We start from the raw sequence: 26,378 nt of genomic DNA, 5'->3' as shown, positions 1-26,378 counted from the left end.
AGCGTCTGAGCGAGGAAACCTTCTTTTAGGATTGCATCATTGCTCTGATTTTATGTGCAGCCATTTAATCCTAAAAGAAGATGATTTAGGCTATCTAACCAACCTTGCTCTGACGCTCTGCGTCGGAGCATTTTTTTGATCCGTATCCCAAATTCATTCACATAAAAAAAGCACAAACCCATTACTGGATTTGTGCTTAAACTTTTTAATAAAGTCTTACTGCTTATGAGTAAGATCTATTTTTGCGTTGTCTCTTATTACGGCCTTTCTTTTTAAAGCCACCGTCTCCTTTGCTGCTCGATCCACCTCTTTTACCTGAACCATTAGAATTGGATGAACCGCCTGAGCCGTTACCGCTCGTATCCGGCTTTGCCAGCTCAACACCAATTTCACGTCCCTCAAAATGAGTGCCGTTCATAGCATCAAATAATTTAGAGTCGAACCCTTCTTCTACTTCAAAGAATGAGAAGTTATTCTGGATATCGATTTTACCAAAGTCAGGCTTTTTGCCATTCATTTGTTCGTTCACAACACCCATCAATCTCGCCGGATTCAATCCATCACGATTACCGATGTTTAAGAAATAGCGTGTAAAGCCCTCTTCTGCAAGTCGGTTACTATTAACACCGCCACCAGAATTGCTTCTGCCGTTACTCTTACGAGAGTTGTTTTTACGGTTATTATTATTCTTAGAACGGCCAGCAGTAGCATTGATATCTCCGGCTTGTTCGTAGTATTCAAGAATTTGGTTGAATTCCATGGATACAAAGTGCTTAATAAGATCTTGCCATCCTAAATCAGCCAATTTCTCATACACTTCAGGCAAATACTTCTCGATCTGCTTTTCATTTACTTCAGTAGCACGAAGTTTCTCTACCATGTCCATCATTCGAACTCCACAAACTTCAGCTCCCTTTGGAACATCCTGCTTGATGAATTCTTTACCGGACATTTTTTCTAAAGCACGAATTCTGCCCATTTCCCGGGTGTGAATAATTGAAACAGCTATACCGCTATTTCCTGCACGGCCGGTTCGGCCACTACGGTGAATATATACTTCCAGATCATCCGGAAGGTTGTAGTTAATTACATGGGTAAGGTTATCAACATCAAGTCCGCGAGCAGCAACATCAGTGGCCACAAGCAGTTGTAATTCTTTACTTCGAAAGCGATTCATCACTTCATCACGCTGTGACTGAGACAAGTCTCCGTTCAACAGATCAGCATTATATCCTTCTTTTGATAGCTTTGAAGCTACTTCTGAGGTCTCACGACGTGTTCTGCAGAAAATAATTCCATATACATCAGGATTCACATCAGCAATACGCTTTAATGCGTCATAGCGATCTTTTGCATTCACCATATAATAATGGTGCTCTACGTTAAGCGCGCCGGAGTTTCGGGCATTCACCTGAATTTCTTCCGGATTGTTCATGTACTTATGCGCCATTTTGGAAATCTGCTTAGGCATGGTAGCCGAGAATAGCAGAGTTTGTTTTTCCTTCGGCGTGTCATGGAGAATAGCATCCAAGTCGTCCTGGAATCCCATATTCAGCATTTCATCCGCTTCATCCAAAATGAGAGAACGAACGTTGGTTACGTCAAGTTTACGGCGGCGGATCAAATCCAGCATACGGCCGGGTGTTCCGATTACAACTTGAGTACCTTTATTTAGCGCACGGATTTGAGTAGAGATATTAGCTCCACCATATACCGCAACCGTTTTAATTCCCTTCTGATGTTTGGCAAAAGCCTTCAAATCTTTTTCTATCTGTATAGCTAATTCACGAGTTGGTGAAAGTACTAATACTTGCACGTTACTTGAGTTAGCATCCACTTGTTGAAGCACGGGCATTCCAAATGCACCCGTTTTTCCGGTCCCGGTTTGAGCAAGCGCAATCAAGTCGCGCTGAGATGCTAAAATAGTAGGAATAGCTCTCTCTTGTACTTCAGTTGGGGTTTCGAAGCCAAGATCTTCAACGGCTTGGCATATTTCGGGCGACAAGCCCAGTTCTTTGAACGATGACATATATATATTTTTAAACGTTGTTATCCCGTTCAAAGAAATTTGTGCTGCGCGTAGATCTTGCCCGGAATCATTAATTATGAGGTGAGCTAATGACAAGAGGCAAGCACGACTGCTTGATTCATAAAGGCCAGCAAGGTTCTATAAACCTGAAAAGTTTCCTTTCGGAAATGTATTGTTCCAGTCTTATCGTGAACTCACAAATTCAGTAAGCCTTAAAGATACGCATTAATCCTGCCAATTCTCTTTCTTATTTAAAATAAAAAACCACAACAATCTTTATCTCGATTACTGTGGTTAGTATTGTTATTCGGAAATTATTGGTTCTTTGGCTCAAGGATGGTAGCAGCCTCTCCCAGATAGGCCAACATGTTTTTGACGGTAAGGTTGCTGAAATCATTCTCCCCTTTTTCAGAATAGATTTTTATGCTATCGGTTCTTCCCCGCAGGCTTATTTTCCCGTCTTCATTATAGATCTTCAGATTTTCTTCGTCGAGCTTCACAAAGTAGTACTGGCCACTTCCTGAAGTTACTGCTCGGTCAAGTGTTGTGTATTCAACAATTACGCGAACTACTTTTTCACTTTGATCTTTATCCAGCTCAAAGGAGAGCTTATTCTCACTGTTTTCTACTTCAAATTCAGCAATAAAAGTTGAATCACCGGAAATGGATAGTTGATTTCTGGTGCTTTTGATAATTATTATCTCCGTTTCAGAGTCGAAAACAATTTCATTAAATGGTTTTAATTCAAAAGTTCTAAGGTGAGTTACCTGGGCAACAGCATTCGTTGCAAAGATTGTTGTCAATAATAGTGCAGATAATATGTAAGTAGCTTTCTTCATGAGTCTTATGTTATTTGAGTGAGTGAGTAGTAACCAAATCAAGTCTTTCGGAGTGTTAATTTGTCTCTCTTTTAAGTTTACGTCTGTGTTGATGTCCTTTGATTTTTACTACACCCATAATTTATCCCCCTTTTCAACAGAAGTCATGCTTCTCTCGATAGATGAAATCTATGATCTTCCACAGAATCCCCTATAACCGCCAGAGCAGCCTAAAAAGCGGTACCATAAGGGTAAATTAAACAGCTGTTTACAATAAATTAATATGATTGGTCTTATGGAAGCGTTTTGAGAAGCGGTTCCATAAATGGCCTGTAATGGCTATTTAGGTACTTTTTGAGAGTGAAACATGAAATACAGATTTCGTTATATTCACTCAAATCATCTAAAAAAATAAGGCATGGATTATATAACTAAGCAATATCCCAAAGCTCAATCTCTTTCAACCCTTGAAAAAACCATACTTGAGGAACTAGGCAAAAATAATATGGACCCTGAACAGTGTATTTGGGGGACCTCCATTTGCAGCGATGAGGTCAATAATTCTTTTAACGCTTTAAGCAAGATATTTGCAGGACCAGGACCCTTTCGTTTTGGCGGTATTTCGGGAATTCCTTTTACAGGAAAAACCGGCTTTGGAGCTTTTGCCAGTCACATCCCTGAAAATGGCGGAGCAGTCATTCTATACGGACCTCACATTGGCATTTCGGAAAACGGAACAACCGGAGAAATTAATCGTGAAGGCCAAAGTGGAAACTCAACCTGTTGTGGTTCATTAATAGCAGGACTTCAAAATGTTAAGGAAGGCAGCGTGCTGATGATTTCTCATAATGATTACCAGCAAGGACAGGTAAATAAGCTACTGATTGAAAACTATAATGAAATCAAAGAAGCTGATGACCCTATCAAAACAACAACGGATATAGCTTACAATCAGATTAAACGAGAGTTGACCGACATAACGTCAACCAGTGCAGAGAACTTAGGCGAAAGCCCCCTCTTATTGATTGGCGGAATTGTAATAAATACTGACTGGGATAAAGAAGACTATTTCGAAATCCGGGATATTTCCACATTCAACAACTAAAACGTACATTCTGCATCATTCTTGGTGCTTCCCTTTTCTGCTTGGGGTATAATGATAACAATCACTTATTAAATTTTATAGATATGCTTAAATCGTTTGTATCCCTTTTACTCGCAGCGCTATTCATTACTTCATGTGCTCCTGATCAAAACCAATCCTCGAACATAGATTGGGAGACCGTTCAGGATTCTTCCCACATTGCATTCACAGTTACCGGTCTTGACGGGCCTGAAGCCGTTCGTTATGACCCTGACCAGCAGGTTTATTTCATTTCCAACTTTACCGGAGGTGGCAACACTCAGGATTCAAACGGATTTATAACCAAGACTGACGCTGAGGGAAATATATTAGATCGTGAATTTATGACCGGCACTACTGAATATCCCCTTCATGCTCCCCGCGGGATGTTTATTGTAAATGAAACACTCTGGGCTGCTGATGTTTTGGGAGTTCATGGCTTCAACAAAACAACCGGAGAGCAAACTGATTTTGTTGATTTTACTGATTTTGAAATTGGTTTTCTGAATGATGTATCAGCTAATAGTGATGGCACTCTTTTTGTCACCGATACTGGAAATCCAAGAGTTTATCAGGTGATGAACGGTACAGCTACAATATTCCTTGACTCCCTCCCTGAAGCTCCAAATGGTATTACCTTAAACCCGGATAATAATGAGTTCGTGTTGGCCCCTTGGGGTGGTAACCAGATTTTCCGATCATTCGATGGTGATAAAACACTAAGCGAATATGGAACATTAGATGGCGGCTTTTTTGACGGACTGGAGTTCTTGTCACAAAATTTACTGGTTGCAAGTCAGCAGGACTCAAGCATTCGTTTTTATGACGGAGTTGTTAACAAAATTCTAATTAAAACTCCGGGAAGACCTGCCGATATTGGAATTAATACCAATCTGAACCATGTGGCTGTTCCGTATATTGCTTTAGACCGCGTAGATATTTGGAACCTAAACAAAGAATAACTTTTTACCCCTTTACATGTCCAAACAAATAGCTCCGATCCCTAATAACGAATTTGAGCGAGCTCTTAAACTATCAGAATATGATATCGATTACTCTGAAATACATGGTAAGCTAGACGATCTAACTCGTCTTGCCGCTCATGTTGCCGGAACCCCTATTTCTTTAATTAACCTGCTGGATACTACCACGCAATGGACGGTATCAAACGTTGGATTAGACCTCCAGCAAATTCCTCGTGAAGAAACAGTATGTCAGTACGTAATCCTGGAAGAAGATTCTGTGGAAGTGGAAGACATGACGAGTGATGAGCGTTTCAAAGACAAGGACTACGTTACTAAAGATCCTCATATTCGTTATTACTATGGCGTTCCTTTAGAAACTCCTGATGGACATCGTATTGGAGCTTTGTGTGTGATGGATAAAGGTGCACACGATCTTACCCCTGAAAAAGAAGCCTTTCTGAAGATTATTGCCAATGAGGTCATCACTCGTATTGAGTATGAGCATAAGCTAAAACTGATGCGGCATAATGTTGAAGAACTGAAAGAAATTCAGCGTAAAGTCAGCCATGATATACGCGGCCCTATTGGTGGAATTATTGGTATTGCTGAAATTCTTCGGGACCAAGCCGAGGATAGTAAAATGGATGAGTTCATGCAGTTGCTTGAGCTTATCAATAAAGGTGGGCGCTCGGTACTTGATCTTGCTGATGAAATATTAAGTAACTATAAGGGAGAATCCGAGTCAAAGAAGCTTACTCAAAACCAACTATCACTCGAGCTTCTACAGAAAAAGCTCAAAGACCTTTATCAGCCTCAGGCGTTAAATAAATCCATAAATTATACAGTGGAATTAGAGAGTAACCATCAGGACCTCTCTTTTTCTAAACACAAAATACTTCAGATTCTTGGAAACCTGATTTCAAACTCAATCAAATTCACACCCGAAAATGGCTCCGTTGAGGTGGATTTGAGTATTAAGAGACCCGAGATCGAATTAGTTGCTTCTGTAAAAGACAGTGGAGTGGGCATGACCGAGGCTCAGATTAATGATATTTTAGCCGATGAGGCAGAATCTACGCAAGGAACTGATCATGAGCGTGGATTTGGGTTTGGTTTTAAACTGGCCCGCCATCTGGTTGAAACGATGAAGGGGACACTTCAAATAGAATCTGAAAAAGGAAAAGGAACACATATCACCATTTCAATTCCTCTGGAACTATAGAAGGGATCTTTAATGCGAGCTTTGAAGCTTTTCTTCCTTTCAATCGCTATCGCATTATCTTCTATATATAGCGTTCAGGCTCAAATTAAGAATACATCTCTACGGGGATTTCCTGTCGCTTTTTATACCGAGGAAACCAGCTTTGCCTTTGGCGGCCTTGGAATTTTAACCTTTGATTTCGAGAGTAATCTAACTTCACTGAAACCTTCCCAGATCAATTTCGGAGCTGCATACACTCTGGAGAATCAGCTTCTGATCTACTTTCCCTACGAACTTTATCTTTACGATAATGACTGGCGGTTTGAGGGTGAAGTTGGTTACTACCGATATACCTACAAATACTATGGCATTGGTAATAACACACCAGATAGTAATGAAGAAACCTACCGGGTAAATTTCCCGCGGGTTCAAGTTTCAGCTTTACGGAAAGTAAGTGATGATATATATGCCGGACTCAGTTACTGGTACGACGGATATGACATCACAAGCATAAAACAGAATGGATTACTTGATTCCAATGAACCTGATGGCGTATCCGGAGGGATTAATTCAGGTTTTGGCATAACTTCCATCTATGATACCCGTGACAATATCTTTTATACCAAAGATGGAGAATTCCTTGAATTCAAAGCTCAAATGGACCGTAAATGGATGGGGAGTGATTTTAAATTCCATCAAATAACAATAGACGCCAGCACTTTTCAAACCAATAAATTTGATCATACGCTTGGCATCAACTTCTTTGCTGAGACTACCGGCGGCGAGGTTCCCTTTCAGCGGCTTGCACTGCTTGGCGGGCCCAAACAGATGCGCGGTTACCTCGAAGGTCGCTATAGGGATAATAACTACCTTACCCTTCAATCAGAATACCGTATTCCAATTTACAAACGCTTTGGTTTCGTAGCCTTTGCCTCTGTAGGTGATGTAGCCCCTTCCCTTTCAGACTTTACCCTCTCCGAATTTAAATGGACCGTTGGACCCGGACTTCGATACATGATCGATACCGAACGGAAAGTCAATATTCGCCTGGATGCAGGCTTCGGAAAAGGAGTCAGTGGTTTTGCCTTAACTATTGGTGAGGCTTTTTAACTGGACTAGATCTCTTTGTAGTTGCCTAATTCAAGAGTCCAGTCGTATTCTTTAAAGTCAACAGATGGGTCAGCATCCTGGGGAATAATCCCATATTCCTTTAGCATTTTTACTGAACCGTCTTTTCCACCAAAATCAGCCCGGAACCAACTCATCAATTTGTTTACGACCACGCGGTTTTCTTCGGGATAGTAATCCGTTGTTTTCTCCAGATACTGCTTAGAGCTGATATCCAATTGCTCGTTTACACGCTCAGGATAATATGCAGCGATAAACGGACAAGCGGCCGCTCCACAATTCAGTGCAAAATGGATACGAGGATCTACTTTTTCCCAGCGGAATTTCTTCTCAAAATCTCCTACAAAAATTTTATTGGCATACCCACCGGAAAGTTTATTCTTAGAGCGACGAATAATGCCATGTTCGATATCATCAAAACTCAGTTCTTTCCCGGCGATGGTAACTTGGGGTGATGAAAAGAAATTGTATCCAAAAATTGAATCACGGTCTTTGAATAAATCCGGATTTTCTATCAGTATTATCTGCACATACGCATTGTACACATTCAGCCAAAAAGCTTTTCGTTTTCCTTCTGTATCGAGTGCTTCCTTTAGTTCGGACTCTGAAATGTTAGCCAATATCGACTCTATTTCTTCTGTTGATTCACCCGCCTGCAGGTTCTCAATCAACTGAACTGATAATTCAGGGATTGTCTGTTCTTCTATATTCACTGAATCCATCATTGCTTCTCCTTGGGCCTTGACATCATAAATTGATATCACAGCTGCCATTAAGATTGTCAGTCCAAAAATAAAATTCTTCATTTTGCTTTTCTTTTTTTGAATATTCGCAAGTACATCTAAGTTCCTTTACATATCGTATAGACCTACTGAACCCTTACAGTCTTACTAAGTATTTGAATGCTAAGCATCATTGTCCCTACATACAACGAAGAAAAGACCATTTTGGATTTATTGATCCATTTAAAAAATTCGTTAACAACCACAGATCAGTTGTTTGTTGTTGATGGTGGCAGTTCTGACCAAACCGTAAACTTAGTTAAAGAAAATGGGTTTACATGCTTGGAGTCACCAAGAAAAGGACGGGCTGCTCAAATGAATTATGGAGCTCAGCAAGCCCAAGGTGATATTCTCTATTTTGTACATGCCGATACCATTCCGCCTTCTTCGTTTCCCGCTGATATTGATGGTGCTATTTCCGAAGGCTACAAATCAGGCTGCTACCGATATCAATTTGATATCGACCATCCCCTGCTAAACATTAACGCCCACTGCACCCGGTATGATCGGTTAATGTGCAGGGGCGGTGATCAAACACTCTTTATTACCCGTTCTTTGTTTGATGAGTTGGGAGGCTTTCGGGAGGATTATATGATTATGGAAGACTACGATCTGATTGAGAAAATTCAGTCATGCAGCCCTTTTAAAATCATCCCAAAAAATGCAACCGTTTCTGCGAGGAAGTATGATGTAAACGGATATTTTCAGGTCAACATCGCAAACCTGATTGTTTTTATGATGTACTTTGCCGGAGCTTCCCAACAAACCATGGTTCACGCTTACAAGAATCTGATTGTTCACCCAAAGTTTGATTAGTTCAGTGTCTCATCCTATCTGCTGTTACTGTTATTTGAGCTTTTCCTTCTTCTCTTCTTGTTATTGTTTCTAGGATTGCCGCCATTACTTGTCTTCCTTTTTTCACTTTTGTGTTTTCTGGACGGACGACGTTTTTGTTTTTCAGCTGGAGCCGGATTATGGTCTGTCATTGGATATTTATGATCATCTATCACCGGGATGTTCTGATCAATTAGTTTCTCAATATCCTTTACATAAGCTTTTTCCTCAGCATCACAGAAAGATAGCGCTGTTCCTTCTGCTCCTGCTCGGCCTGTTCGGCCTATTCGGTGTACGTAGGTTTCCGGAACATTGGGAATTTCGTAGTTAATGACATACTGTAATTCATCCACATCAATTCCACGAGCAGCAATATCGGTAGCAACCAATACCCGGGTTGCCTGATCCTTAAAATTACCGAGTGCCCGTTGCCTTGCCTTCTGGGATTTGTTGCCATGAATAGCTTCAGCTTGAATATTTTGGCTATTCAGCAATTTTACTACTTTATTAGCCCGGTGCTTTGTGCGTGTAAAAACCAGCGCTGATTTTGAGCCTGCTTCTTTTAACACATCTACCAATAAATTCTTCTTATTTCCTTTGTCTACATAGTAGATGCCTTGCTCAATAATTTCTACCGTAGAAGATTCCGGAGTCACTTCAACTCGAGTCGGATTGTTAAGCATCGACTTCGAAAGCTTTACAATCTCATTGGGCATGGTTGCCGAGAAGAACAAGGTCTGGCGCTTGTTAGGAATTACTTTCAGTAATTTCTTAATGTCGTGAATGAAACCCATGTCCAGCATACGGTCAGCTTCATCCAATACAAATATTTCGATATCCGAAAGAGATATAAATCCCTGATTCATAAGGTCAAGCAGTCGGCCCGGTGTAGCGGTAAGAATATCTACGCCTCTATTCAGCTTCTTTACCTGTCCTTTTTGGCTAACACCGCCAAAAACTACTGTGGTTTCTAAATTTGTATATCGTCCGTAGCTTTTGAAACTCTCATCAATTTGGATGGCAAGTTCTCTTGTTGGCGTAACAATTAAGCTTCGAATTTTTCGGTTCTGACCACGGGATTTACTCTTGCTTAGTAACTGTAATATCGGAATGGCAAATGCGGCTGTTTTCCCCGTTCCGGTTTGCGCACAACCAAGCACATCAGTGCCTTTAAGTGCGATGGGAATAGCTTGTGATTGAATGGGTGTAGGGTGAGTGTATCCTTCTTCTTCCAAAGATTTTAGGATGGGGGTACTGAGGTTCAGTGATTTAAAAGACATATAGGGTATTAAATGAAAAAGCCCGGATCTGAGCCGGGCTAAGAAAAGTGAACTTGAAGATAGGCATTTAATTACTGAAGTATTCTAAGGTGGGTTCGATAAATAATTTGTCCTTGGTTGACTGATTAAAAATTATTCTTTAGAAAGCTCCATAAAGCTTTCGACCTCTTCTGTCTTTACTGAATCGAGTTCAGCACTAGCTTCCTTCAACAAGGAGAAGGACGCTTTGATAAGATTTCTATACTTTAACTCCACATAAATACTGCGAATAGGCTCGTAAAAGTTTCTCCTTGAGAAGGAGAGATTTAGAGAGGTCGGAGTATAGGGCTTGAAATAGTTACCGCTGAGCAATGATTGTTACCTCAAAACACTTCAACATTCTGTGTTGAATATTCAATGTTCGGCTAGGCCGTCGTTTTCTTGTAACGATTTATTGAAATCCATAATAGTCCACTTCCCATTGCTGCCAAAGCATAAACCATAAACTGTATCTCTTTCCAGCCTGCGCCTTTCAGCAGCACCATGCGCATGATCTTGATGAAGTAGGCTATCGGATTAGCAAGTGTGAGGTTTTGTGCCCATTGAGGCATACTTTCGATGGGGGTGAATAGTCCTCCCATCAGTATGAAAATCACCATAATAAACCAGGCGATGAACATAGCTTGCTGCTGAGTATGGGTTAGGGTTGAAATAAGCAGCCCAAGTGATTGCAGCACAACCAAATAAATACCCGCCACCACTAAAATGGTTGTTAAACTTCCAAGAAAAGGAATCTGGAAACCAAAGCGAGCTAATGCCAACCCAATGAGTAAATCAAACATCCCAATTACCCAAAAAGGAAGCAATTTTCCGATCATAAATTGATACTTCTGAATAGGCGTAACGTTCAGCTGCTCGATGGTACCTATTTCATACTCACGTACAATGTTCATCCCAGACAAAAATATTCCGATCATTGAAACCAGCACTACCAAAATTCCGGGCACCATATAAGTGATATAATCAAGATCAGGATTGTACCAATTTTGAGGAATTATGTTGATCGCCTTAGCCTGTTGAGTCTGTTGACTCGGTGATTCAATTCTAAGTTCAGCCAGTTTTGAAGCATTCAGGTCATTTAAAATGGATGAACTGTAAGATTGGATAAGCCCCGCTGTACTGCCATCAACTGCATCAATAATAAGCTGAAGATCGGCCTGTTTTCCTGAAGACAACTGATTCTCAAAATCTGGCGGAATGCGAAGTATCATCTTGATATCTCCGGCATTCATGGACTCCTGCGCCTCACTTTCGTCAAAAGTCTCTAACTCTAAATTAAAATATCCCGTAGCCTGAAATTTAGCCGTCAGCTCTCTGGAGAGGCTGGATTGATCCATGTCGATGAGGGCAAAATCTACTTCTTTCAACTCGTATGTTGCAGCGAATGAAAGCACCAGTAGCTGGATGATAGGCATCACAAAAAGAATAGGCAGCATGGCCCGATTCCTGAAAATCTGCAGAAACTCTTTTCGAAGTAAAAACTTAATCGTTCTCATTGCAGCCTCACCTTAAATTTTTTAAGACTCAGTGCAATAAAGAAGAGTGTGATACCAACTAAAATGGCTGTCTCTTTCCAGATCAACATAAACTCAGAGCCTTTAAGCATAATGCTTCGGACGATGATCAGGAACCATTTAGCCGGGATAGCATGGGAAACTATTTGAAGCGGAACCGGCATGCTGTCTACCGGAAAAATAAATCCTGAAAGCAGAACCGTTGGCAGTAAAAGTCCAGCCAGGGATACCATCATTGCCGTTTGCTGGTTGTTCGCAGCCGAGGAAATAAATACACCTAAAGCCAGTGCGGTTAAAATGAAGAGAATGGCTTCCATGAAAAAAAGAAAATAAGAGCCCTGGAAAGGCACCTGGAATACAAAACTCGCAAGAACCAGAATCGTGACCACATTAACCACCGAAAGCACCAAATAGGGCAACACTTTTCCTATAATGATATGGTAAGGTTTAAGCGGAGAAACGAGCAGAATTTCCATATTCCCCAGCTCTTTCTCACGGGTAATGGAGATGGAAGTCATGAGGGCTGAAATCAGCATCAGAATCACAGCAATAAGCCCGGGCACAAAAAGGTTTACGCTCCGAAGTTCTGGATTATACATCATCCTTACCTTCGGGTTTAAACCAGCCTGCTGAACACCACTGGTCTCATTCAATTCCTGCACATAATCCCTGATAATATTCGATGTATATGACTGAACCAGATTTGCCAGATTTGGATCAGTCGCATCGGTGATGATTTGAATATCGGCCTTGTTATTTCCGATCAACTTCTCTTTGAAATCAGCCTCAAAAACTACGATCTCTTTGATATTACCTTGTTTGAACAACCCTTCCACCTCTTCATAACTTTCCAGGTAAGCTTGTATTTGAAATGAGGAAGAAGCTTCGAGTTTTTGGGTAAGGGTTCGGGTGACTTCATCTTTCGATAAATCCAAAATTCCTATTTGAGCATTGGTTACTTCATTTCGAATGGCGAATCCAAACAGTACCAGCATGATGATTGGCATCCCAAAAAGTACGGCCAAAGTCCGTTTGTCACGATAAATCTGTTTGAACTCTTTTGTTACAAAGCCCGAAAATGAATTCATCCAACCCCCCTTTCTGCTGATCTGGCTAGCTGAATGAATACATCTTCAATTGATTCAGCATTCATGTTTTCTTTCAACTCTTTCGGGGTACCAATTGCGTCCATTCTTCCATCAACCATGATTGAAATACGGTCACAATATTCAGCTTCGTCCATGTAGTGCGTGGTCACAAATACCGTAATTCCCTGATCTGAAACCTCATAGATTTTCTCCCAAAACTGTCGTCGGGTGACCGGATCCACTCCGCCTGTCGGTTCATCTAAAAAAACGATTTTTGGGTTATGCAGAATGGAAATAGAAAAGGCGAGTTTTTGCTTCCATCCAAGGGGTAAAGAGCGAACTAGTTTTTTACGGACATCACCCAAACCAACAGATTCAATCACTTCATCAATCTTCTTGGCAAGTTCTTTGTCTGGAATGCCGTAAATCCCTCCATAAAACTGAATATTTTCTTCGGAAGTGAGGTCATCGTAGAGCGAAAATTTTTGGCTCATATAACCAATATTCTTTTTGATAGACTCGGCTTCGGTGTACACATCCTTACCTGATACTAAAGCCTTTCCCGAACTTGGTGTGAGTAGTCCGGTGAGCATCCGCATTGCTGTAGTCTTACCAGCTCCGTTGGCTCCTAAAAAACCAAATATCTCGCCCTGTTTTACTTCAAAGGTGATGTTATCTACAGCAGTGAAGTCACCAAAGGTTCGGGTTAAATTTTCGGTTTGTATGGCTAGCTCAGGCATGATTAGCTTCCCCCTGACTATGCATTAACTCCATGAAGCTATCTTCGATATCAGGTTTGATCTTTTCGATATCGATATCCTGTATACCCTGATCAGTTAAATAAGCTTTCAAAGCAGCGGTATCAACAGAATCTCCCTTTTCTGTATAGTGAATGTATTCCCCAAAAGGATGTACTGAATAGGCCTTATCATATCGTTGCAGTGCTTTCAGGAGCTTGTACTTGTTGCTTGCTTTCACTCCCAAAAGGGGTTTTCTGAAAGACTCGACAATTGCATAGGGAGTATCAATTTGCATGATTTCTCCTTCCTGAATTAACGCCACCCGATCACATAAATCTGCTTCATCCATGTAAGGAGTAGAAACGATAATGGTAATCCCTTCCGATTTAAGCATCTTTAGCATTTCCCAGAATTCCTTGCGGGAAACAGCATCAACTCCGGTGGTTGGTTCATCTAACAGCAACAATTCCGGTTTATGAATAAGCGCACAACTCAGCGCCAGCTTCTGCTTCATTCCTCCGGATAGGTCTCCTGCCAGCCTGTTTTTAAACTTTTCCAGCTGACCGTAAATTGGCTTTACCAATTCGTAATTCGCTTCAATAGTCGTTCCAAAAACAGAGGCGAAGAAATTCATATTCTCTTCTACCGTTAAGTCCTGATAAAGCGAAAACTTCCCGGGCATATACCCAAGCTGTGGCCTGATTTTTTTGTAGTCATCAACAACATCCAGTCCTAATACCGTAGCTTTCCCAGCGTCCGGAATCAGCAAGGTGTTTAGGATTCTGAACAAGGTGGTCTTTCCGGCACCATCGGGACCAATCACTCCAAAAAGCTCTCCTTTTTGAACTTCAAAGGAGATTTCTTTGAGTGCTTCCACTTTCCCAAAACCCTTGTAGACTGACGATATGGAAACTACATTATTCAATTTATTTCGTTCTGATATACCTCTTCAATCTCGTTTATGATTCTTTGGATTTTACTATCAATACTTTCATCCCATTCCTTGATATTATGCCTCAGCCAGTGAGAAAAGGACTTATTGTTGTGTGTATCCGGGCAGATCATTCAGGAGATGTTTGCATTAAAAGTTTACTTCGCCGGGCATGCCAATTTTCAATTTCCCATCAGGGTTGGCAACCGCTATCTCAACCGCGTACACCTGGGTAACCCGCTCTTCTTTGGTTTGAATCATGCGCGGCGTGAACTCAGCCTCAGAAGCAATCCACCGAACCTGACCTTTCAGCGATTCATTCTCTTCAGCGTTCTTATCTATAAGCACCTCTACTTCTTGCCCTAAACTAACCGTTGGGAGTTGGGCTCCCGATATATAAACCCGCAAAATCATCTCTTCTAAATTAGCTAGTTCGTACAGTGGTTTGCCGGTTGATACCAACTCGTTCGGCTCAGCATAACTCGAAAGCACCGTTCCGGCTAATGGATTGATAACCTTAGTTTTTTCCAGTTGATCCTGAATTTGAGCAATGCGTGTTTCCATTGTTTCCAGTTCGGCATACACCGATTGCTTCTGCACGTTTACTGATGAAATTTGCTTTTGAAGCACATTCACTTGCCCCTGAGCCTGATCAATTTGCTGCTGTGTAGCTGCATTACTTTGCTTGAGATTGGTGAATCGCTGAAGATCCTTCTTTGCTGTTTGAAGCTGTTCCTGATAAACTTCAGCCTGCGCATCCAGCTTTGATATATTTGTTTGGATCGATTTTACGGTGGCTTGGAGTTCTTGCTTTCTAAGATGAGTTTGAGTAGAATCAATCTGCCCTACTTTTTCTCCAGCATTCAATTTCATGCCCTCTTTCACCATGAAGCTATTTAGGGTACCGGATGCTTCTGCTGAAATAGTGACTTCTTCTGCTTCAAATTGACCGTAAGCATCCGATTTTTGTTCACTCCCACAGCCAATCATGAAAATCAGTAGCCCCAGAAGCAGTGGAAGTTTGAAATAATAGGTTCGTGTATTCATAATCTTGGTTCTATTGTTGATGTCCTTTACTGAATTTCTAATCCCATTGCTGTTCTATAGTCAGCCTGAGCTTGTATCAGTTTTATTCGATTGGTGAAAAGTGAAAGCCGGGCTCTGTTCGCATTAGTAAGTTCAGCTACATATTCCCGGGCCGTAATCACCCCGTTCTCAAGCTGTAAAACACTTTCTGCTACAATCTTTTCTCTGATCTCAATGATTTCTTCATCCCGGATAATCTTCTGTTCTATGGCGGAAATACGCTCACTAATCTTATTTAGAGCTGCTTCCAGCTGAAGGTTAAAGGATGCCTCATTTTGGGTGATAGTCCTTTGCCTGATGGTTAGCAATTCATCCTGCTCGTTGGAATTCAGGAAGTCTATGAAGTTCCAATTCACCCGCAATCCAATCATGTAGTAGTCATGAAAATCATCATTCAGAAAATTGAATCCGGGCCTCCCATAACCGGCCGTCCCAAAAGCAGAAACGCTGGGTAATTTCTTTGTTTGAGCTAATTTCTTTTGCTCCTCAATCGCATTTCTGCTGCTTTCAAACAAAGCAAGTTCAGGGCGGGCAGGTTGAGCAGTTCCCATTTCATACGACGGATTTGGAAGCAATAGCTCTCTATCCTCTCCTATTGTCTCCCCAATAAGTTGACCAAGAACTGCATATCCCGCTTTTACATTTGACGCTATTTCAATGGAATCTTGTTGGGCTTTCAGAAGCTCAGCTTCTAAAATTAACTGCTGACTCTTGAGTAAAACTCCGTTTTCAACTTTCGAGCGAACATCATCAATACGCTCCGTTATATCCTTGGTAAATAACCTTACAGCCTCTTGTTGTTGGTTTGAAAGTAAAATCCCAAAATAAACCTGATCTATTTGCGCTCGAATTTGATGCAGTTCAATCTTGGTTGACTGTATTTCCTGCTCTCCCTTCACTCGTTCTAACTCTTTCTGAATTCCTACAGCCCCGCCGTTAAATATATTCTGATTTACCTGTAGCGCGGCCTCATATTGATCTATACTGATCGCGGAAGGCCCTCCGCCACCCGGTAATCCAAATTCCGTTACTTCTGACTGATAGCTTGCACGGCCGTTTATAGAAATCTGTGGGTAGTTCCTCGTGTTAACAATCCGGACATTCAGATCTGAAATCTGTTGCTGCAGTTCAACATTCTCGGCCATTGGATAGTTAGCCTCAGCTTGTTGGTAACAATACTTCAGCGTTATAGAGTCTGCAGGAGCTGCCTGATAATTGACCGAAAATAGAAGTAAAGCTGTGATTAGCGCATTCATGACCTTTTATAGTTTATGGCGTTTAAAATGAAGTCGGTGAGAAACTCTTTTCGATTCTTTAGAAATCCCAGATAGTCCTCTTCTTCCAAATCAAAAACTGTTGTGACCATCACTTGGGCAATAAATGGAAACAGAATCAGCCCCACTATACTGATGAGCAGTTGACGAGGATCAATGGGATCCATATTTCCCTCTTCTATCTCTTTCTTAATCTGAACTCCAAAACTAGCCGGTGGATGGATATCATTTTCACTCATGAAATTCCGTAACTCCTTTGGATGGTTATTCATCTCCTGAATCACAAATTGCACTAGGGTAGGATTATCCTGTAGGAACTCATAATAAGCATCGATAAGCTTTGGCAACTTCTGATCCAGTTTATCATCAGATCCCAGAACCTTAAAAATGCTCGGAAAAAACCGCATCATTTCTTTCTGAAATACTTCCCGGAAAAGCTGATCCTTACTTCGAAAGTAGTAATGCAGCATCGACTTGTTGATGTTGGCCTCATCTGCTATTTCCTGCATCCTTGCACCCGCATAGCCATCCCGTTGAAATACTCTTGCTGCCGCTTCGAAAATTTGATCTTCCGTTGCCTTCTGTTTGTCTGTCATAATTTGATCTGTTTGATTCTGAGAACAAATTATAAAAGCTAACCATTTGATTCAACCATTTGGTTAAACTTTATAGTTGGCAAATTCTATGACATACCTATCTCATACAAAACAATGGGATAGAGTAGATTATATCAGATTAGTTATTCCGGTTTCTGAGTAACAAAATTTAAGAGGAGCCTGAAAGAAGCGCGTCAATTACTTTCATATTTGCAACTGCATCCTCTATAGGAGTCGGTACCGGGGTGTCATTTAGAATAGCTTTGGAGAAAGCGTCCCCTTGCAGCGTATATTGGTTGGCCTGAGTGTCTTCCTGCTTAATGATTTCTCCATTCTTTTTAAGCGTTACCTCGGAGTTGTCTTCAAGTGGATTGAAAGGAATTTCCATTCTGATTAATCCTTCTGTTCCAAATACGGTAAGCTGTTGCTCAGGACTTGCCTGCGTTGAACAAGTAAATGTTGCTGTTCCGCTGGGGAATTTTAAGATTCCTGAAGTCAAAACATCTACCCCAAAATCCGGATCCAGTTTAACTTCGCCCATTACATCGACGGGCTCTTCTTCAAACAAATATCGGGACGCAGAAATATTATAGCAGCCAATATCCATCAAGCCTCCACCGCCGACATCAGCTTTATTCCTAATATTGTCCGGATCATCATTGTAATAAGTAAATATGGAATGAATGGTTTGAATCTTTCCTATTTCCCCGTTTTTAATCCATGTTTTGACCAGTTCCCATTGCGGATGAAACCGGTACATAAAGGCTTCCATTACTTTAAGATCAGGGTACTTCTTAGTGGCCTGAAGTAATTCCTGTGCTTCTTTAGCATCCATAGCAATCGGCTTCTCACAAAGAACATGTTTGCCTGCCTCCAAAGCTTTCAAAGTCAATGGCACATGCAGATGATTAGGTAAGGGATTATAAATAGCATCGATTTCTTCATCCGCTAATAATTCTTCATAAGAGCCATAATACTTAGAGATACCAAGCTTATCAGCTGCCTCTTTAGCCTTAACCTCACTTCTTGAAGCTATCCCTTCTACGCTCGAAAATGTCCCTTTCTGCATAGCAGGAATCACATGTTTAATCCCAATATTAGCTGTGCTCAATACGCCCCAATTCACCTTTTTCATCTGCCTAATTCTTTGTTATTCCGAGTTGTACTTACAGTAAAAACTTTTCTATTTAACTTCACAAAATATTCACATTAAAAGGATAGTTTAATTTCAACGAATAAAACAGGTCGGAGGCCAAAAGTATGGCACCGCAAATTTCAAATACATATATCACTATGAGAACATTATTTTCTTTACTGGCTATTTTTGCTCTTGCTTTCACCAACCTGGCACAAGCTCAGGATAAGGTCGAAATCACCATCGAAGGTAACGACCGAATGCAATTTAACATGGATGAAATCAAAGTAGAGGCTGGCCAAACAGTCGTATTAACTTTAAAGCACGTTGGGAAATTACCAGCTGCTGCTATGGGACATAACTGGGTACTTCTAACGGAAGGCACAGACATTCAAAAATTTGGTGCTGCTGCTGCCAAATTCAAAGATAACGGATATGTTCCTGAAGGCTCAGATCAGGTTATTGCTACTACTGAATTAATTGGTGGTGGTCAGGAAACAACTATAGAGTTTACTGCACCTGAAGCCGGAACTTACGATTTCATTTGTAGCTTTCCAGGACACTATGCCCTAATGAAAGGTAAATTTATCGTAGAGTAAGTTTCGCTAACTGCTTATTCTATTTAAAGCCCCGGATATCGATCCATATTCGGGGCTATTTTTTTACCCCAACTTTTCGATAGCCTTCTTAATTGTGTCTTCGCCTTGAAGAAGTTCTAAGCTCTTCCTAAAAGTAGCCTTCTCTTCCATGATTTCAGTAATCACAGAAGCTACATCCGAACGGGTAATGGTTTCATCCTGAATAGGATCAATTCTTTCCTGTAGTATTACTTGTGAATTTCCTTCCTTATTTGTTAGCCGACCGGGCATCAGTACTGTATAATTCAGGTCTGTATTTCGGAGGTACTCATCTGCTTTGGCTTTAGCCTCATAATAATGTTCCATAGGCTTGGACCATGTATTTTCATCTCGATTGGCTTTCAGGGCACTAACCATTATAAACCGATCTGCTCCCGACTTCTTAGTTTCATCTATTGCCTTGATTGCACCATCCCGATCTATCACTTTTGTTTGTGATTTTGGGGTATTCCCTCCGGAACCTGCTGTAAATACGACGGCATCCACACCTTCAAAAGCATGGCTAATGTCTTCTTCCAGATCAGCTAAAACCGTATCAATTCCATTCTTTTCAAACTGATCGATTTGCTCTTTCTTGCGAATCATCGCCTTGGGCTGATGACCCTTTTCTTTAAGCTGATGAACTAATTTTTTTCCAATTTGTCCATTAGCACCAATTACCAATACATTCATTTTTTTCTTATTTGATTTAACTTCAGTAAAGAAAAAAAGATCTAAGTCAGTAATCGTTCAGCTTGTAGATTAAGGCTATTCTATGCCCTTTCCTGTAGCGGCCCAGTAAATTCCGCCATAGATATGTTCCAGAAACATATTATCCGAGTAGGTTTGAGGCATGTGACCAAAAGCGGTATAAAAAGATCGCCCTCCATCAAACTCATGATACCAAGCCACCGGATGGAAGTCACCCATTCCTTCCGTCTTCTTATCTCCCCAAGCTGGCTGCACCTCATAGTAAGATTCGTCTATTGTCATGAGGTAATTCAAGCCCTCTACCTTCTCTTCCCCGAATTCATAGAGCTCGTCGGTCCATAGGTAAGACTCAGGCATCCGCTCCATCCCGGGAAAACTGGAATCTAAGACCGTTACTCTTGTTGTTTGGTTAGCGGGATGAATTTCAAACATCCGCCCCACCAGCTGTGTATACCACTCCCACTCATATTCGGTATCAGAGGCCGCATGAATTCCTACAAATCCTTTCCCGGATTGAATAAACTCTTCCATCGCCTTTTGTTGCTCCTCATTCAGAATATCACCGGTAGTGCTCAGAAAAATAATTACATCATACTGTTTAAGGTTTTCACTACTAATTCGGTTGGCTTGTTCTTGCCAGTCAACCTGAAATTGATGACGGTCTGCGAGTTTCCGTATCCCATCTACTCCTTCATTAATAGATTCATGATGCCACCCTGCTGTTTTCGTAAACAATAATGCTTTGAATTGAGGTTGTGCACTAACCATTGTAGGTACAGCAATTGCAATGAGTAAAAAAGAGAGGGTTAATTTTCGCATGACTCCGATTTTGATATAAGTTTGATAGAGTGTAGGTAAAAAATTGGTTTTTATCTGCTCAAATTGTTAATTCAATCACGTTGTGATTTTACTCATCCACTTACGTTCGAAAACTTAGCCTATTGTAATGAAATATTTCTGCCTTTCGCTGTTGTTCCTTTTTTCAGTTAACCAGTTAATAGCCCAGAACGCCCCTGTTGATACCTCTAAATATCTTCCACTCACTACTTTTTCTACTCAGGAGGATCATGCGAACATGATGAAACAGCTTGGGATCAGTGAATTAAGACACGGCCCAAGCGGAAACCCTTCCGCTCCCAATGCGGCTAATTATGACGAAGCTAAGGCAAACCCCTGCCCTGAACTTCCGGCACTCATGATCACAGAAGATGGCAAACAAGTAACAAACTCTTCAATGTGGTGGAATCAACGCAGACCGGAATTGATCGAAAGTTTCGATCGTGAAGTTTATGGTCGTATTCCGGACAACGTACCCAAAGTAAACTGGGAAGTCGAAATTACAGATAATGAATGGGTTGGGCGAATTCCTGTGGTGGCCAAAAAAGTAACCGGATTTGTAGATAACAGTAACTATCCACTCATTGATGTGGAAATCGAGATGATGGTTGTAGTTCCAACACATGTGGAAGGCCCGGTTCCTGTTTTGATGATGTTTGGTCAACCGGAATTTCCGGCTCCGGCTCAACCGAATAAAGATGACCTCGAGCAAATCAATGATTCTTTTAAGGACATGATGATTAAAAATGATCCTGAAATGAAGAAGATGTTTGAAAAGTATCCGGCCTATCAACCTATACAAGCAGGACAAAGCGGTCCAAATTGGTTCGCCCCTACTGTTAATGGAGATTCCCCACGAACTGAACAATTGTTAGCGGCCGGATGGGGTTATGCGACAATAAGTCCTTCCAGCATTCAAGCTGATAACGGTGCCGGGTTAACACGGGGAATCATTGGCTTGACAAACAAAGGTCAGCCCCGCACTCCCGAACAATGGGGATCTTTAAGAGCATGGGCCTGGGGCGCTGCTCGCGGACTCGATTACCTGGAAACAGACACACTGGTGGATGCTTCAAAAGTTGGCATCGAAGGTGTATCCAGATACGGAAAAGCAGCATTGGTTACTCTTGCCTTTGAGGAACGCTTCGCAGTAGGATTGATTGGTTCTTCTGGTAAAGGAGGTGCTACCCTGCATCGTCGTGTGTTTGGTGAAGCAGTTGAAAGTATTACAGGATCAGGTGAATATCACTGGATGGCCGGTAACTACCTCAAGTACGGAACAGAGGAATCTGATTTTGGAAAGAAAACCGGATGTGATCTGCCCGTTGATTCTCATCAGCTTATAGCTCTTGCTGCTCCAAGACTCACTTTTATAAGCTATGGAATACCTGAACAAGGCGATGCATTATGGCTTGATCAAACAGGAAGTTATATGGCAACGATCGCTGCACAACCTGCTTTCACCTTATTGGGAGCCGAAGGACTTGGTAAGTCCAATGACTATATGAATGAAGATATGCCGGAGCCACAAACTGAATTAATGGATGGCGAGCTTGCCTGGCGCCAACATATCGGAGGCCATACTGATGCTCCTAATTTCCAACATTTTATTCCATGGGCTAGCAAAAAATTGGGTTATGAAATGAAAGCAAGAGGCTGGGGTAATTAACAAATCTGTTCTAAAAGCTAGTTCTAGATCAACTCAAATAAGTTTTTTAATAAAAAATAATTCACTATGAAGAAGGTATTAGTTACTACAGGCGGCGGAGACTGCCCCGGATTAAACGCGGTTATCAGAGCTATTGTAAAGCGTGCAGGAAGAACTCAAGATTGGGAAGTTTATGGAAGTAAAGAAGCCTTCAATGGTGTTTTACGAACTCCAAAAGAGATTATAAAGCTAGATAACGAACGTGTGGCCGGTATTCATGCCAAAGGTGGCACCATCCTTCAAACCACAAATAAGGGCGGACCTTTTAGCTGGCCGGTTGAAAAAAGCGACGGCTCCTGGACCACTGAAGATCGCTCTGATGAAATGATCTCCTATCTAAAGGATGAAGGATTTGAAGTAGTCATAAACATCGGCGGTGACGGTTCTCAGAGAATCAGCCAGGCTCTGCATGAAAAAGGACTGAATGTAATTGGTGTTCCTAAAACAATTGACAATGACCTGGCCTGTACCGACTACACCTTTGGTTTCCAGACTGCCGTAGATATTGCTACTGATGCCGTTGATAAATTGGTTACCACAGCCGAAAGTCACCACCGGCTTATGATACTTGAAGTAATGGGACGCAACGCCGGCTGGATTGCCCTGCATGCAGCTTTAGGCGGCGGAGCAGAAGTTTGCCTTATCCCTGAAATCCCCTACGATATCGATAAAGTACTCGAGAAATTACACGACCGCTACAGTGCAGGCGGCAAAGGTTTTGCCATTATAGTGATTGCGGAAGGAGCCAAACCAAAAGAAGGAACCACTGTTTCGCGGGAGAGTGAAGAAGTGGGCTATAAAAATGTTCGGTTTGGCGGTGTAGCCTATCAACTTTCGGCTCAGCTCAAAGATGCCGGTTTTAAACATGATATACGTGAAATGGTGCTTGGTCACTTACAGCGTGGTGGTACTCCAATCGCCTTCGACCGGGTATTAGCTACTCAGTTTGGCGCGAAGGCCATGGAAATGGTTATTCAGGGGAAATACGGGGAAATGGTTGCCTTCCAGGATCATGATATAGTTTCAGTCCCATTATCAGAAGCGACCAAGGGACAAAACCTTGTCGACCCCAATAGTTTTTTGGTTCAAGCAGCTAAAGGGGTTGGTATTTCTTTTGGGGATTGATGTTGATCAAGTGAGGTAAGTTGATGTTCGTACTTTGATACTAAATCTGATTTCTTCATTTTATCCTCAATATTTTTAGAATAACATCCATCTAACGTGCATACAAAGCATGGATAACCTCATCAGCACTGGCGATATGCCGATGTTGTGCTTCATTATCAGATACAACTAACTAATGATTAAATTCTTTAGAACCATTCGTAAGAACCTCATTGCTGATAGCAAAGTTGGTAAGTATGCCCTGTATGCTGTGGGTGAGATACTCCTCGTTGTGATCGGTATCATCATCGCTGTACAAATCGGTAACTGGAACCAGAGTGTTCAAGATAAAGAACTGCTTCGAATTTCTTTGGAAAACCTTCGCGAAGACCTTGAAATACAAAAGGAGATCATAGATGGGCAATTAGCCAATGAATCCGAAATGATTGCCAAGGCAGATAGTATTTTAATGTTTATGCAAGAACCAATTCCCTCTCCTTCGGATATAGCACCTTTATTATTTGAACTTACAACTCGTCGTACCTTTATTGCAAATAAAGGTACCTTCAACAATCTGGAATCAACCGGTAATATTGTACTCATTAAAGACAAAGAGCTTAAAAATGAACTCATTAGATACTATCAACAGCTGGATTATCTTACGGCAGTAATCACAAACAACAATCTATTTCTAATCGACAGTATTTATGGTGTTTTCGTGTCAAATAATGGAATGAAATTTGGACAAAACCCAGATGGTAGTATTCAGCAGGATTATTCAATTAATCCTGAACTTCGATTTACGATCAATAGCCAATTATCAGGTCGTAAGGAGTTTTCAGAAGCTATTAAGGATATTACCGAATTACAGTTAGAATCAACCGTTGAAATGATCAATCTGATCAATGAAAAACTCGGTGATAGACCTCGGATAGCTACAACCTTATCAATAAAAGATGATTAAATTCTTTAGAAAAATAACGAAAGCACAACAATGGCTATAAGTAATTGCTTGTTCTCGCCTACTTCTGAAAATCCTTGCAGATTTTCAGTTTAGTGTGTACTTGCAAAGTTAAGTGCTAAACCACGCAACTACTCATAGCCGGAGACGTTACCCCACCCTAAATTTCAGCTCATCAATCTTTGAAAGAATTTCATCCCGGTTCATTTCGCGATAGCGCTCGGGGAGAAGTTCTTTAGATGTACATTCGATCACCGCGCTTAATGTCTGAAGCTCAACTTCTTCCGGATAAGTAGGTGGAATGAAATCAGCCAATGCGGCGTCCAGAATTTCGGGAGTGACTTTCTTGCGACCTGCTGCCGCTGCTCGGAATTTTGCTCTTGTTAATGCCGCTTCCATATCAGCTCCTGAAAACGTTTTAAAGCCCTCTTCGATAACGGCCGGTATATATTCCTCCGTCATTTGTAGTCCGGTTTTCTTCTTCATGACATTAAAAAGCTCTATTCGTTCCTCATTGGTATGAGGAGGGAATAGCGCCAAATGCTCCTCTGCCCTACCCTGCCGCTTTAAATCGATAGGCATAAGGTCAGGTCGAGCTGTCATCAAGAACCATACAATTCGACCACGGTTAGACGTATCACTCATAAATGTGGCGATCTGAGAAAATACCCGACTGGAAACTCCACTGTCTCCGCTGGCATCACGGTCTCCTAAATAAGCATCCGCTTCATCAATCATAACCGCAACCGGCGACATCGCTTTAAGCAGCGACAAAATCTTTTCGAGATTTCCTTCCGTAACTCCCTGCCATTGGCTTCGGAAGTTCTTCAATTTCACCATGGGAATACCCACTTCACTGGCAAAACAAGTAACGAGAAAAGTCTTACCGGTTCCTACCGGACCACAAACCAGATACCCCATCGGCATTACGTCTTGCCTACCAGCTTTAAGTGCCTTCACAGCTTGTCTTAGATGGTTTTTCACATGTTTATGACCGGCTACATTATCCAGGGAATATTCGGTTTCTACGAACTCAAGCAAGCCATAAGCTTCCGCCTCAATAAGTTCTTTCTTAGTTTCTGAAAGTCCTTCGAAAGTGATTTTCTCTTCATTCTCACGAGCATTCGAAAGCACACTTCGGATATTTACGAAGTTCAAACCCGCCGTTTGCTGAGCAATGATATCAGCCTTTACCGCAGAAATCTTTTTCCATTCATCATCTTTGGTTTCGTATTCAATAAATGCTTTTCGCTCCTCTTCCCCCGGAATACTAATTTTGATATCGGTTGTGTAAGGATTCTGAACAATAGTCTTATTAAGATCAGCAAGATTTTCGGTGATCATCACCGTGGTAAAGTCCGAAGCCAGAAACATCGGATCATGCGCCCAGCGCGATAAATACACCATGGCCGTACGATCTTCATTTCCTGTAGAGGCTGCATCGCTCATCGGGATAATGGTCTCCGCGTAGTCAATAATGAGAGCCACGCTTTTCTTTTGATCGAGTCTAAGGCGGAAATACTGCTCCAATAAAGACATTACCCGCACCGGATCTTTCGGCATTTTCTTGGCAAAATCAGTGCCCACCAAACTATCCCGGCCAGCTATCGCCTGATTAAAATCAGCTTGCGATTCTTTATCCCTAAAATAGATGCCCGAAGCACGATCATAGAAAATCACAAAATCACGGGCTCCAAAAAATTCATCTGATAGAAATGATTTCAGGCGGTGAAACTCAGTCCCTTTATCTGTTTTGAGGGAAACCAAATCATGCACATTACCATGCAAAATAAATTGATTGATGGTTCTGCTTAGATATTTTCTAGCAAATTCCTGAGACCATTTCGGATAGTGATCAAACATGTCTTATAAGTTTC

At 41.5% G+C, this 26,378-nt stretch carries 24 protein-coding genes; 9 read left to right on the top strand and 15 right to left on the bottom strand.

Annotated features, from left to right (window positions below; genetic code table 11):
• Nucleotides 1-223: 223 nt before the first annotated feature.
• Nucleotides 224-2,029 carry a DEAD/DEAH box helicase gene (locus CL667_08925; protein ID MAL17824.1) on the bottom strand — a complete coding sequence of 602 codons (1,806 nt, stop codon included), beginning with the start codon at nucleotides 2,027-2,029 and terminating at the stop codon, nucleotides 224-226.
• A 314-nt stretch (nucleotides 2,030-2,343) separates the two neighbouring features.
• Entirely contained in the window at nucleotides 2,344-2,868 is a 525-nt protein-coding gene (locus CL667_08920; protein ID MAL17823.1) for a hypothetical protein, read from the bottom strand.
• Nucleotides 2,869-3,265: 397 nt separating this feature from the next.
• Between CL667_08920 and CL667_08915 the strand changes: the two genes are divergently transcribed.
• From CL667_08915 to CL667_08900, 4 genes are all read left to right on the top strand, one after another.
• Nucleotides 3,266-3,952, top strand: a complete 687-nt coding sequence (locus CL667_08915) for a hypothetical protein (protein MAL17822.1) — start codon at nucleotides 3,266-3,268, stop codon at nucleotides 3,950-3,952.
• Nucleotides 3,953-4,035: 83 nt separating this feature from the next.
• Nucleotides 4,036-4,932 carry a hypothetical protein gene (locus CL667_08910; GenBank protein ID MAL17821.1) on the top strand — a complete coding sequence of 299 codons (897 nt, stop codon included), beginning with the start codon at nucleotides 4,036-4,038 and terminating at the stop codon, nucleotides 4,930-4,932.
• 16 nt (nucleotides 4,933-4,948) lie between these two features.
• The gene (locus CL667_08905; GenBank protein ID MAL17820.1) at nucleotides 4,949-6,157 is read left to right on the top strand and encodes a histidine kinase; all 1,209 of its coding nucleotides are present in this window, start codon (nucleotides 4,949-4,951) and stop codon (nucleotides 6,155-6,157) included.
• A gap of 12 nt (nucleotides 6,158-6,169) precedes the next feature.
• Nucleotides 6,170-7,246 carry a hypothetical protein gene (locus tag CL667_08900; GenBank protein ID MAL17819.1) on the top strand — a complete coding sequence of 359 codons (1,077 nt, stop codon included), beginning with the start codon at nucleotides 6,170-6,172 and terminating at the stop codon, nucleotides 7,244-7,246.
• Nucleotides 7,247-7,251: 5 nt separating this feature from the next.
• Here the strand turns inward: CL667_08900 and CL667_08895 are convergent, their stop codons facing one another.
• A complete protein-coding gene (locus tag CL667_08895) occupies nucleotides 7,252-8,070 on the bottom strand; it encodes a hypothetical protein (protein ID MAL17818.1) in 819 nt (272 codons plus the stop codon).
• Between the two features lie 96 nt (nucleotides 8,071-8,166).
• On the opposite strand from CL667_08895, the gene CL667_08890 reads away from it, so the two are divergent.
• Complete coding sequence (locus CL667_08890) at nucleotides 8,167-8,862, top strand: glycosyl transferase (GenBank protein ID MAL17817.1); 696 nt, start codon at nucleotides 8,167-8,169, stop codon at nucleotides 8,860-8,862.
• Between the two features lie 14 nt (nucleotides 8,863-8,876).
• On the opposite strand, the gene CL667_08885 is transcribed toward CL667_08890, so the two are convergent.
• The 9 genes from CL667_08885 to CL667_08845 form a co-directional block, all read right to left on the bottom strand.
• Entirely contained in the window at nucleotides 8,877-10,160 is a 1,284-nt protein-coding gene (locus CL667_08885; GenBank protein MAL17816.1) for a DEAD/DEAH box helicase, read from the bottom strand.
• 404 nt (nucleotides 10,161-10,564) lie between these two features.
• Complete coding sequence (locus tag CL667_08880; GenBank protein MAL17815.1) at nucleotides 10,565-11,695, bottom strand: ABC transporter permease; 1,131 nt, start codon at nucleotides 11,693-11,695, stop codon at nucleotides 10,565-10,567.
• Nucleotides 11,692-12,801, bottom strand: a complete 1,110-nt coding sequence (locus CL667_08875; protein MAL17814.1) for a multidrug ABC transporter permease — start codon at nucleotides 12,799-12,801, stop codon at nucleotides 11,692-11,694. Before CL667_08875 ends, CL667_08880 begins: the two co-directional genes overlap by 4 nt.
• The gene (locus CL667_08870; protein MAL17813.1) at nucleotides 12,798-13,541 is read right to left on the bottom strand and encodes an ABC transporter; all 744 of its coding nucleotides are present in this window, start codon (nucleotides 13,539-13,541) and stop codon (nucleotides 12,798-12,800) included. The genes CL667_08875 and CL667_08870 overlap by 4 nt, the downstream gene beginning before the upstream one ends.
• Nucleotides 13,534-14,466 carry an ATPase gene (locus tag CL667_08865; protein ID MAL17812.1) on the bottom strand — a complete coding sequence of 311 codons (933 nt, stop codon included), beginning with the start codon at nucleotides 14,464-14,466 and terminating at the stop codon, nucleotides 13,534-13,536. The genes CL667_08870 and CL667_08865 overlap by 8 nt, the downstream gene beginning before the upstream one ends.
• 156 nt (nucleotides 14,467-14,622) lie before the next feature.
• Nucleotides 14,623-15,519 (bottom strand): HlyD family secretion protein, encoded by an 897-nt coding sequence (locus CL667_08860; GenBank protein MAL17811.1) that lies wholly within the window; start codon nucleotides 15,517-15,519, stop codon nucleotides 14,623-14,625.
• 26 nt (nucleotides 15,520-15,545) lie between these two features.
• Nucleotides 15,546-16,814 (bottom strand): hypothetical protein, encoded by a 1,269-nt coding sequence (locus CL667_08855; GenBank protein ID MAL17810.1) that lies wholly within the window; start codon nucleotides 16,812-16,814, stop codon nucleotides 15,546-15,548.
• On the bottom strand, nucleotides 16,811-17,428 hold the full coding sequence (locus CL667_08850) for a TetR family transcriptional regulator (GenBank protein MAL17809.1): 618 nt from the start codon (nucleotides 17,426-17,428) through the stop codon (nucleotides 16,811-16,813). Before CL667_08850 ends, CL667_08855 begins: the two co-directional genes overlap by 4 nt.
• A 169-nt stretch (nucleotides 17,429-17,597) precedes the next feature.
• The gene (locus CL667_08845) at nucleotides 17,598-18,563 is read right to left on the bottom strand and encodes an NAD-binding protein (protein ID MAL17808.1); all 966 of its coding nucleotides are present in this window, start codon (nucleotides 18,561-18,563) and stop codon (nucleotides 17,598-17,600) included.
• 158 nt (nucleotides 18,564-18,721) lie between these two features.
• Here CL667_08845 and azu point away from each other — a divergent pair, with 158 nt between their 5' ends.
• Nucleotides 18,722-19,162: an azurin gene (gene azu / locus CL667_08840; GenBank protein MAL17807.1), complete on the top strand. Its 441-nt coding sequence runs from the start codon at nucleotides 18,722-18,724 to the stop codon at nucleotides 19,160-19,162.
• A 63-nt stretch (nucleotides 19,163-19,225) separates the two neighbouring features.
• Here the strand turns inward: azu and CL667_08835 are convergent, their stop codons facing one another.
• Both CL667_08835 and CL667_08830 read right to left on the bottom strand, forming a co-directional pair.
• Complete coding sequence (locus tag CL667_08835) at nucleotides 19,226-19,873, bottom strand: NAD-dependent dehydratase (GenBank protein MAL17806.1); 648 nt, start codon at nucleotides 19,871-19,873, stop codon at nucleotides 19,226-19,228.
• Between the two features lie 75 nt (nucleotides 19,874-19,948).
• Entirely contained in the window at nucleotides 19,949-20,710 is a 762-nt protein-coding gene (locus CL667_08830; protein MAL17805.1) for a Crp/Fnr family transcriptional regulator, read from the bottom strand.
• A 127-nt stretch (nucleotides 20,711-20,837) separates the two neighbouring features.
• On the opposite strand from CL667_08830, the gene CL667_08825 reads away from it, so the two are divergent.
• The 3 genes from CL667_08825 to CL667_08815 all read left to right on the top strand — a co-directional run bounded on the left by CL667_08825 (nucleotide 20,838) and on the right by CL667_08815 (nucleotide 24,504).
• Nucleotides 20,838-22,397, top strand: a complete 1,560-nt coding sequence (locus tag CL667_08825; GenBank protein ID MAL17804.1) for an acetylxylan esterase — start codon at nucleotides 20,838-20,840, stop codon at nucleotides 22,395-22,397.
• A 66-nt stretch (nucleotides 22,398-22,463) separates the two neighbouring features.
• Nucleotides 22,464-23,561, top strand: coding sequence for a 6-phosphofructokinase (locus tag CL667_08820; protein ID MAL17803.1), 1,098 nt, complete (start codon nucleotides 22,464-22,466; stop codon nucleotides 23,559-23,561).
• Nucleotides 23,562-23,736: 175 nt separating this feature from the next.
• On the top strand, nucleotides 23,737-24,504 hold the full coding sequence (locus tag CL667_08815; protein ID MAL17802.1) for a hypothetical protein: 768 nt from the start codon (nucleotides 23,737-23,739) through the stop codon (nucleotides 24,502-24,504).
• A gap of 147 nt (nucleotides 24,505-24,651) precedes the next feature.
• Here CL667_08815 and CL667_08810 read toward each other — a convergent pair whose 3' ends face one another.
• Nucleotides 24,652-26,364: an AAA family ATPase gene (locus CL667_08810; GenBank protein MAL17801.1), complete on the bottom strand. Its 1,713-nt coding sequence runs from the start codon at nucleotides 26,362-26,364 to the stop codon at nucleotides 24,652-24,654.
• Between the last annotated feature and the right edge of the window lie 14 nt (nucleotides 26,365-26,378).

Source organism: Balneola sp. (genome assembly GCA_002694685.1).
Classification (GTDB): Bacteria; Bacteroidota; Rhodothermia; order Balneolales; family Balneolaceae; genus Gracilimonas.
Note: the sequence above shows the minus strand (reverse complement) of the source record. Positions and strands in the feature narration are given on the sequence as shown.

Coding starts and splice junctions, on each gene's coding strand:
- CL667_08925 (MAL17824.1), bottom strand. CDS start 2,029: ATGTCATCGTTCAAAGAACTGGGCTTGTCGCCCGAAATATGCCAAGCC.
- CL667_08920 (MAL17823.1), bottom strand. CDS start 2,868: ATGAAGAAAGCTACTTACATATTATCTGCACTATTATTGACAACAATC.
- CL667_08915 (MAL17822.1), top strand. CDS start 3,266: ATGGATTATATAACTAAGCAATATCCCAAAGCTCAATCTCTTTCAACC.
- CL667_08910 (MAL17821.1), top strand. CDS start 4,036: ATGCTTAAATCGTTTGTATCCCTTTTACTCGCAGCGCTATTCATTACT.
- CL667_08905 (MAL17820.1), top strand. CDS start 4,949: ATGTCCAAACAAATAGCTCCGATCCCTAATAACGAATTTGAGCGAGCT.
- CL667_08900 (MAL17819.1), top strand. CDS start 6,170: ATGCGAGCTTTGAAGCTTTTCTTCCTTTCAATCGCTATCGCATTATCT.
- CL667_08895 (MAL17818.1), bottom strand. CDS start 8,070: ATGAAGAATTTTATTTTTGGACTGACAATCTTAATGGCAGCTGTGATA.
- CL667_08890 (MAL17817.1), top strand. CDS start 8,167: ATGCTAAGCATCATTGTCCCTACATACAACGAAGAAAAGACCATTTTG.
- CL667_08885 (MAL17816.1), bottom strand. CDS start 10,160: ATGTCTTTTAAATCACTGAACCTCAGTACCCCCATCCTAAAATCTTTG.
- CL667_08880 (MAL17815.1), bottom strand. CDS start 11,695: ATGAGAACGATTAAGTTTTTACTTCGAAAAGAGTTTCTGCAGATTTTC.
- CL667_08875 (MAL17814.1), bottom strand. CDS start 12,801: ATGAATTCATTTTCGGGCTTTGTAACAAAAGAGTTCAAACAGATTTAT.
- CL667_08870 (MAL17813.1), bottom strand. CDS start 13,541: ATGCCTGAGCTAGCCATACAAACCGAAAATTTAACCCGAACCTTTGGT.
- CL667_08860 (MAL17811.1), bottom strand. CDS start 15,519: ATGAATACACGAACCTATTATTTCAAACTTCCACTGCTTCTGGGGCTA.
- CL667_08855 (MAL17810.1), bottom strand. CDS start 16,814: ATGAATGCGCTAATCACAGCTTTACTTCTATTTTCGGTCAATTATCAG.
- CL667_08850 (MAL17809.1), bottom strand. CDS start 17,428: ATGACAGACAAACAGAAGGCAACGGAAGATCAAATTTTCGAAGCGGCA.
- CL667_08845 (MAL17808.1), bottom strand. CDS start 18,563: ATGAAAAAGGTGAATTGGGGCGTATTGAGCACAGCTAATATTGGGATT.
- azu (MAL17807.1), top strand. CDS start 18,722: ATGAGAACATTATTTTCTTTACTGGCTATTTTTGCTCTTGCTTTCACC.
- CL667_08835 (MAL17806.1), bottom strand. CDS start 19,873: ATGAATGTATTGGTAATTGGTGCTAATGGACAAATTGGAAAAAAATTA.
- CL667_08830 (MAL17805.1), bottom strand. CDS start 20,710: ATGCGAAAATTAACCCTCTCTTTTTTACTCATTGCAATTGCTGTACCT.
- CL667_08825 (MAL17804.1), top strand. CDS start 20,838: ATGAAATATTTCTGCCTTTCGCTGTTGTTCCTTTTTTCAGTTAACCAG.
- CL667_08820 (MAL17803.1), top strand. CDS start 22,464: ATGAAGAAGGTATTAGTTACTACAGGCGGCGGAGACTGCCCCGGATTA.
- CL667_08815 (MAL17802.1), top strand. CDS start 23,737: ATGATTAAATTCTTTAGAACCATTCGTAAGAACCTCATTGCTGATAGC.
- CL667_08810 (MAL17801.1), bottom strand. CDS start 26,364: ATGTTTGATCACTATCCGAAATGGTCTCAGGAATTTGCTAGAAAATAT.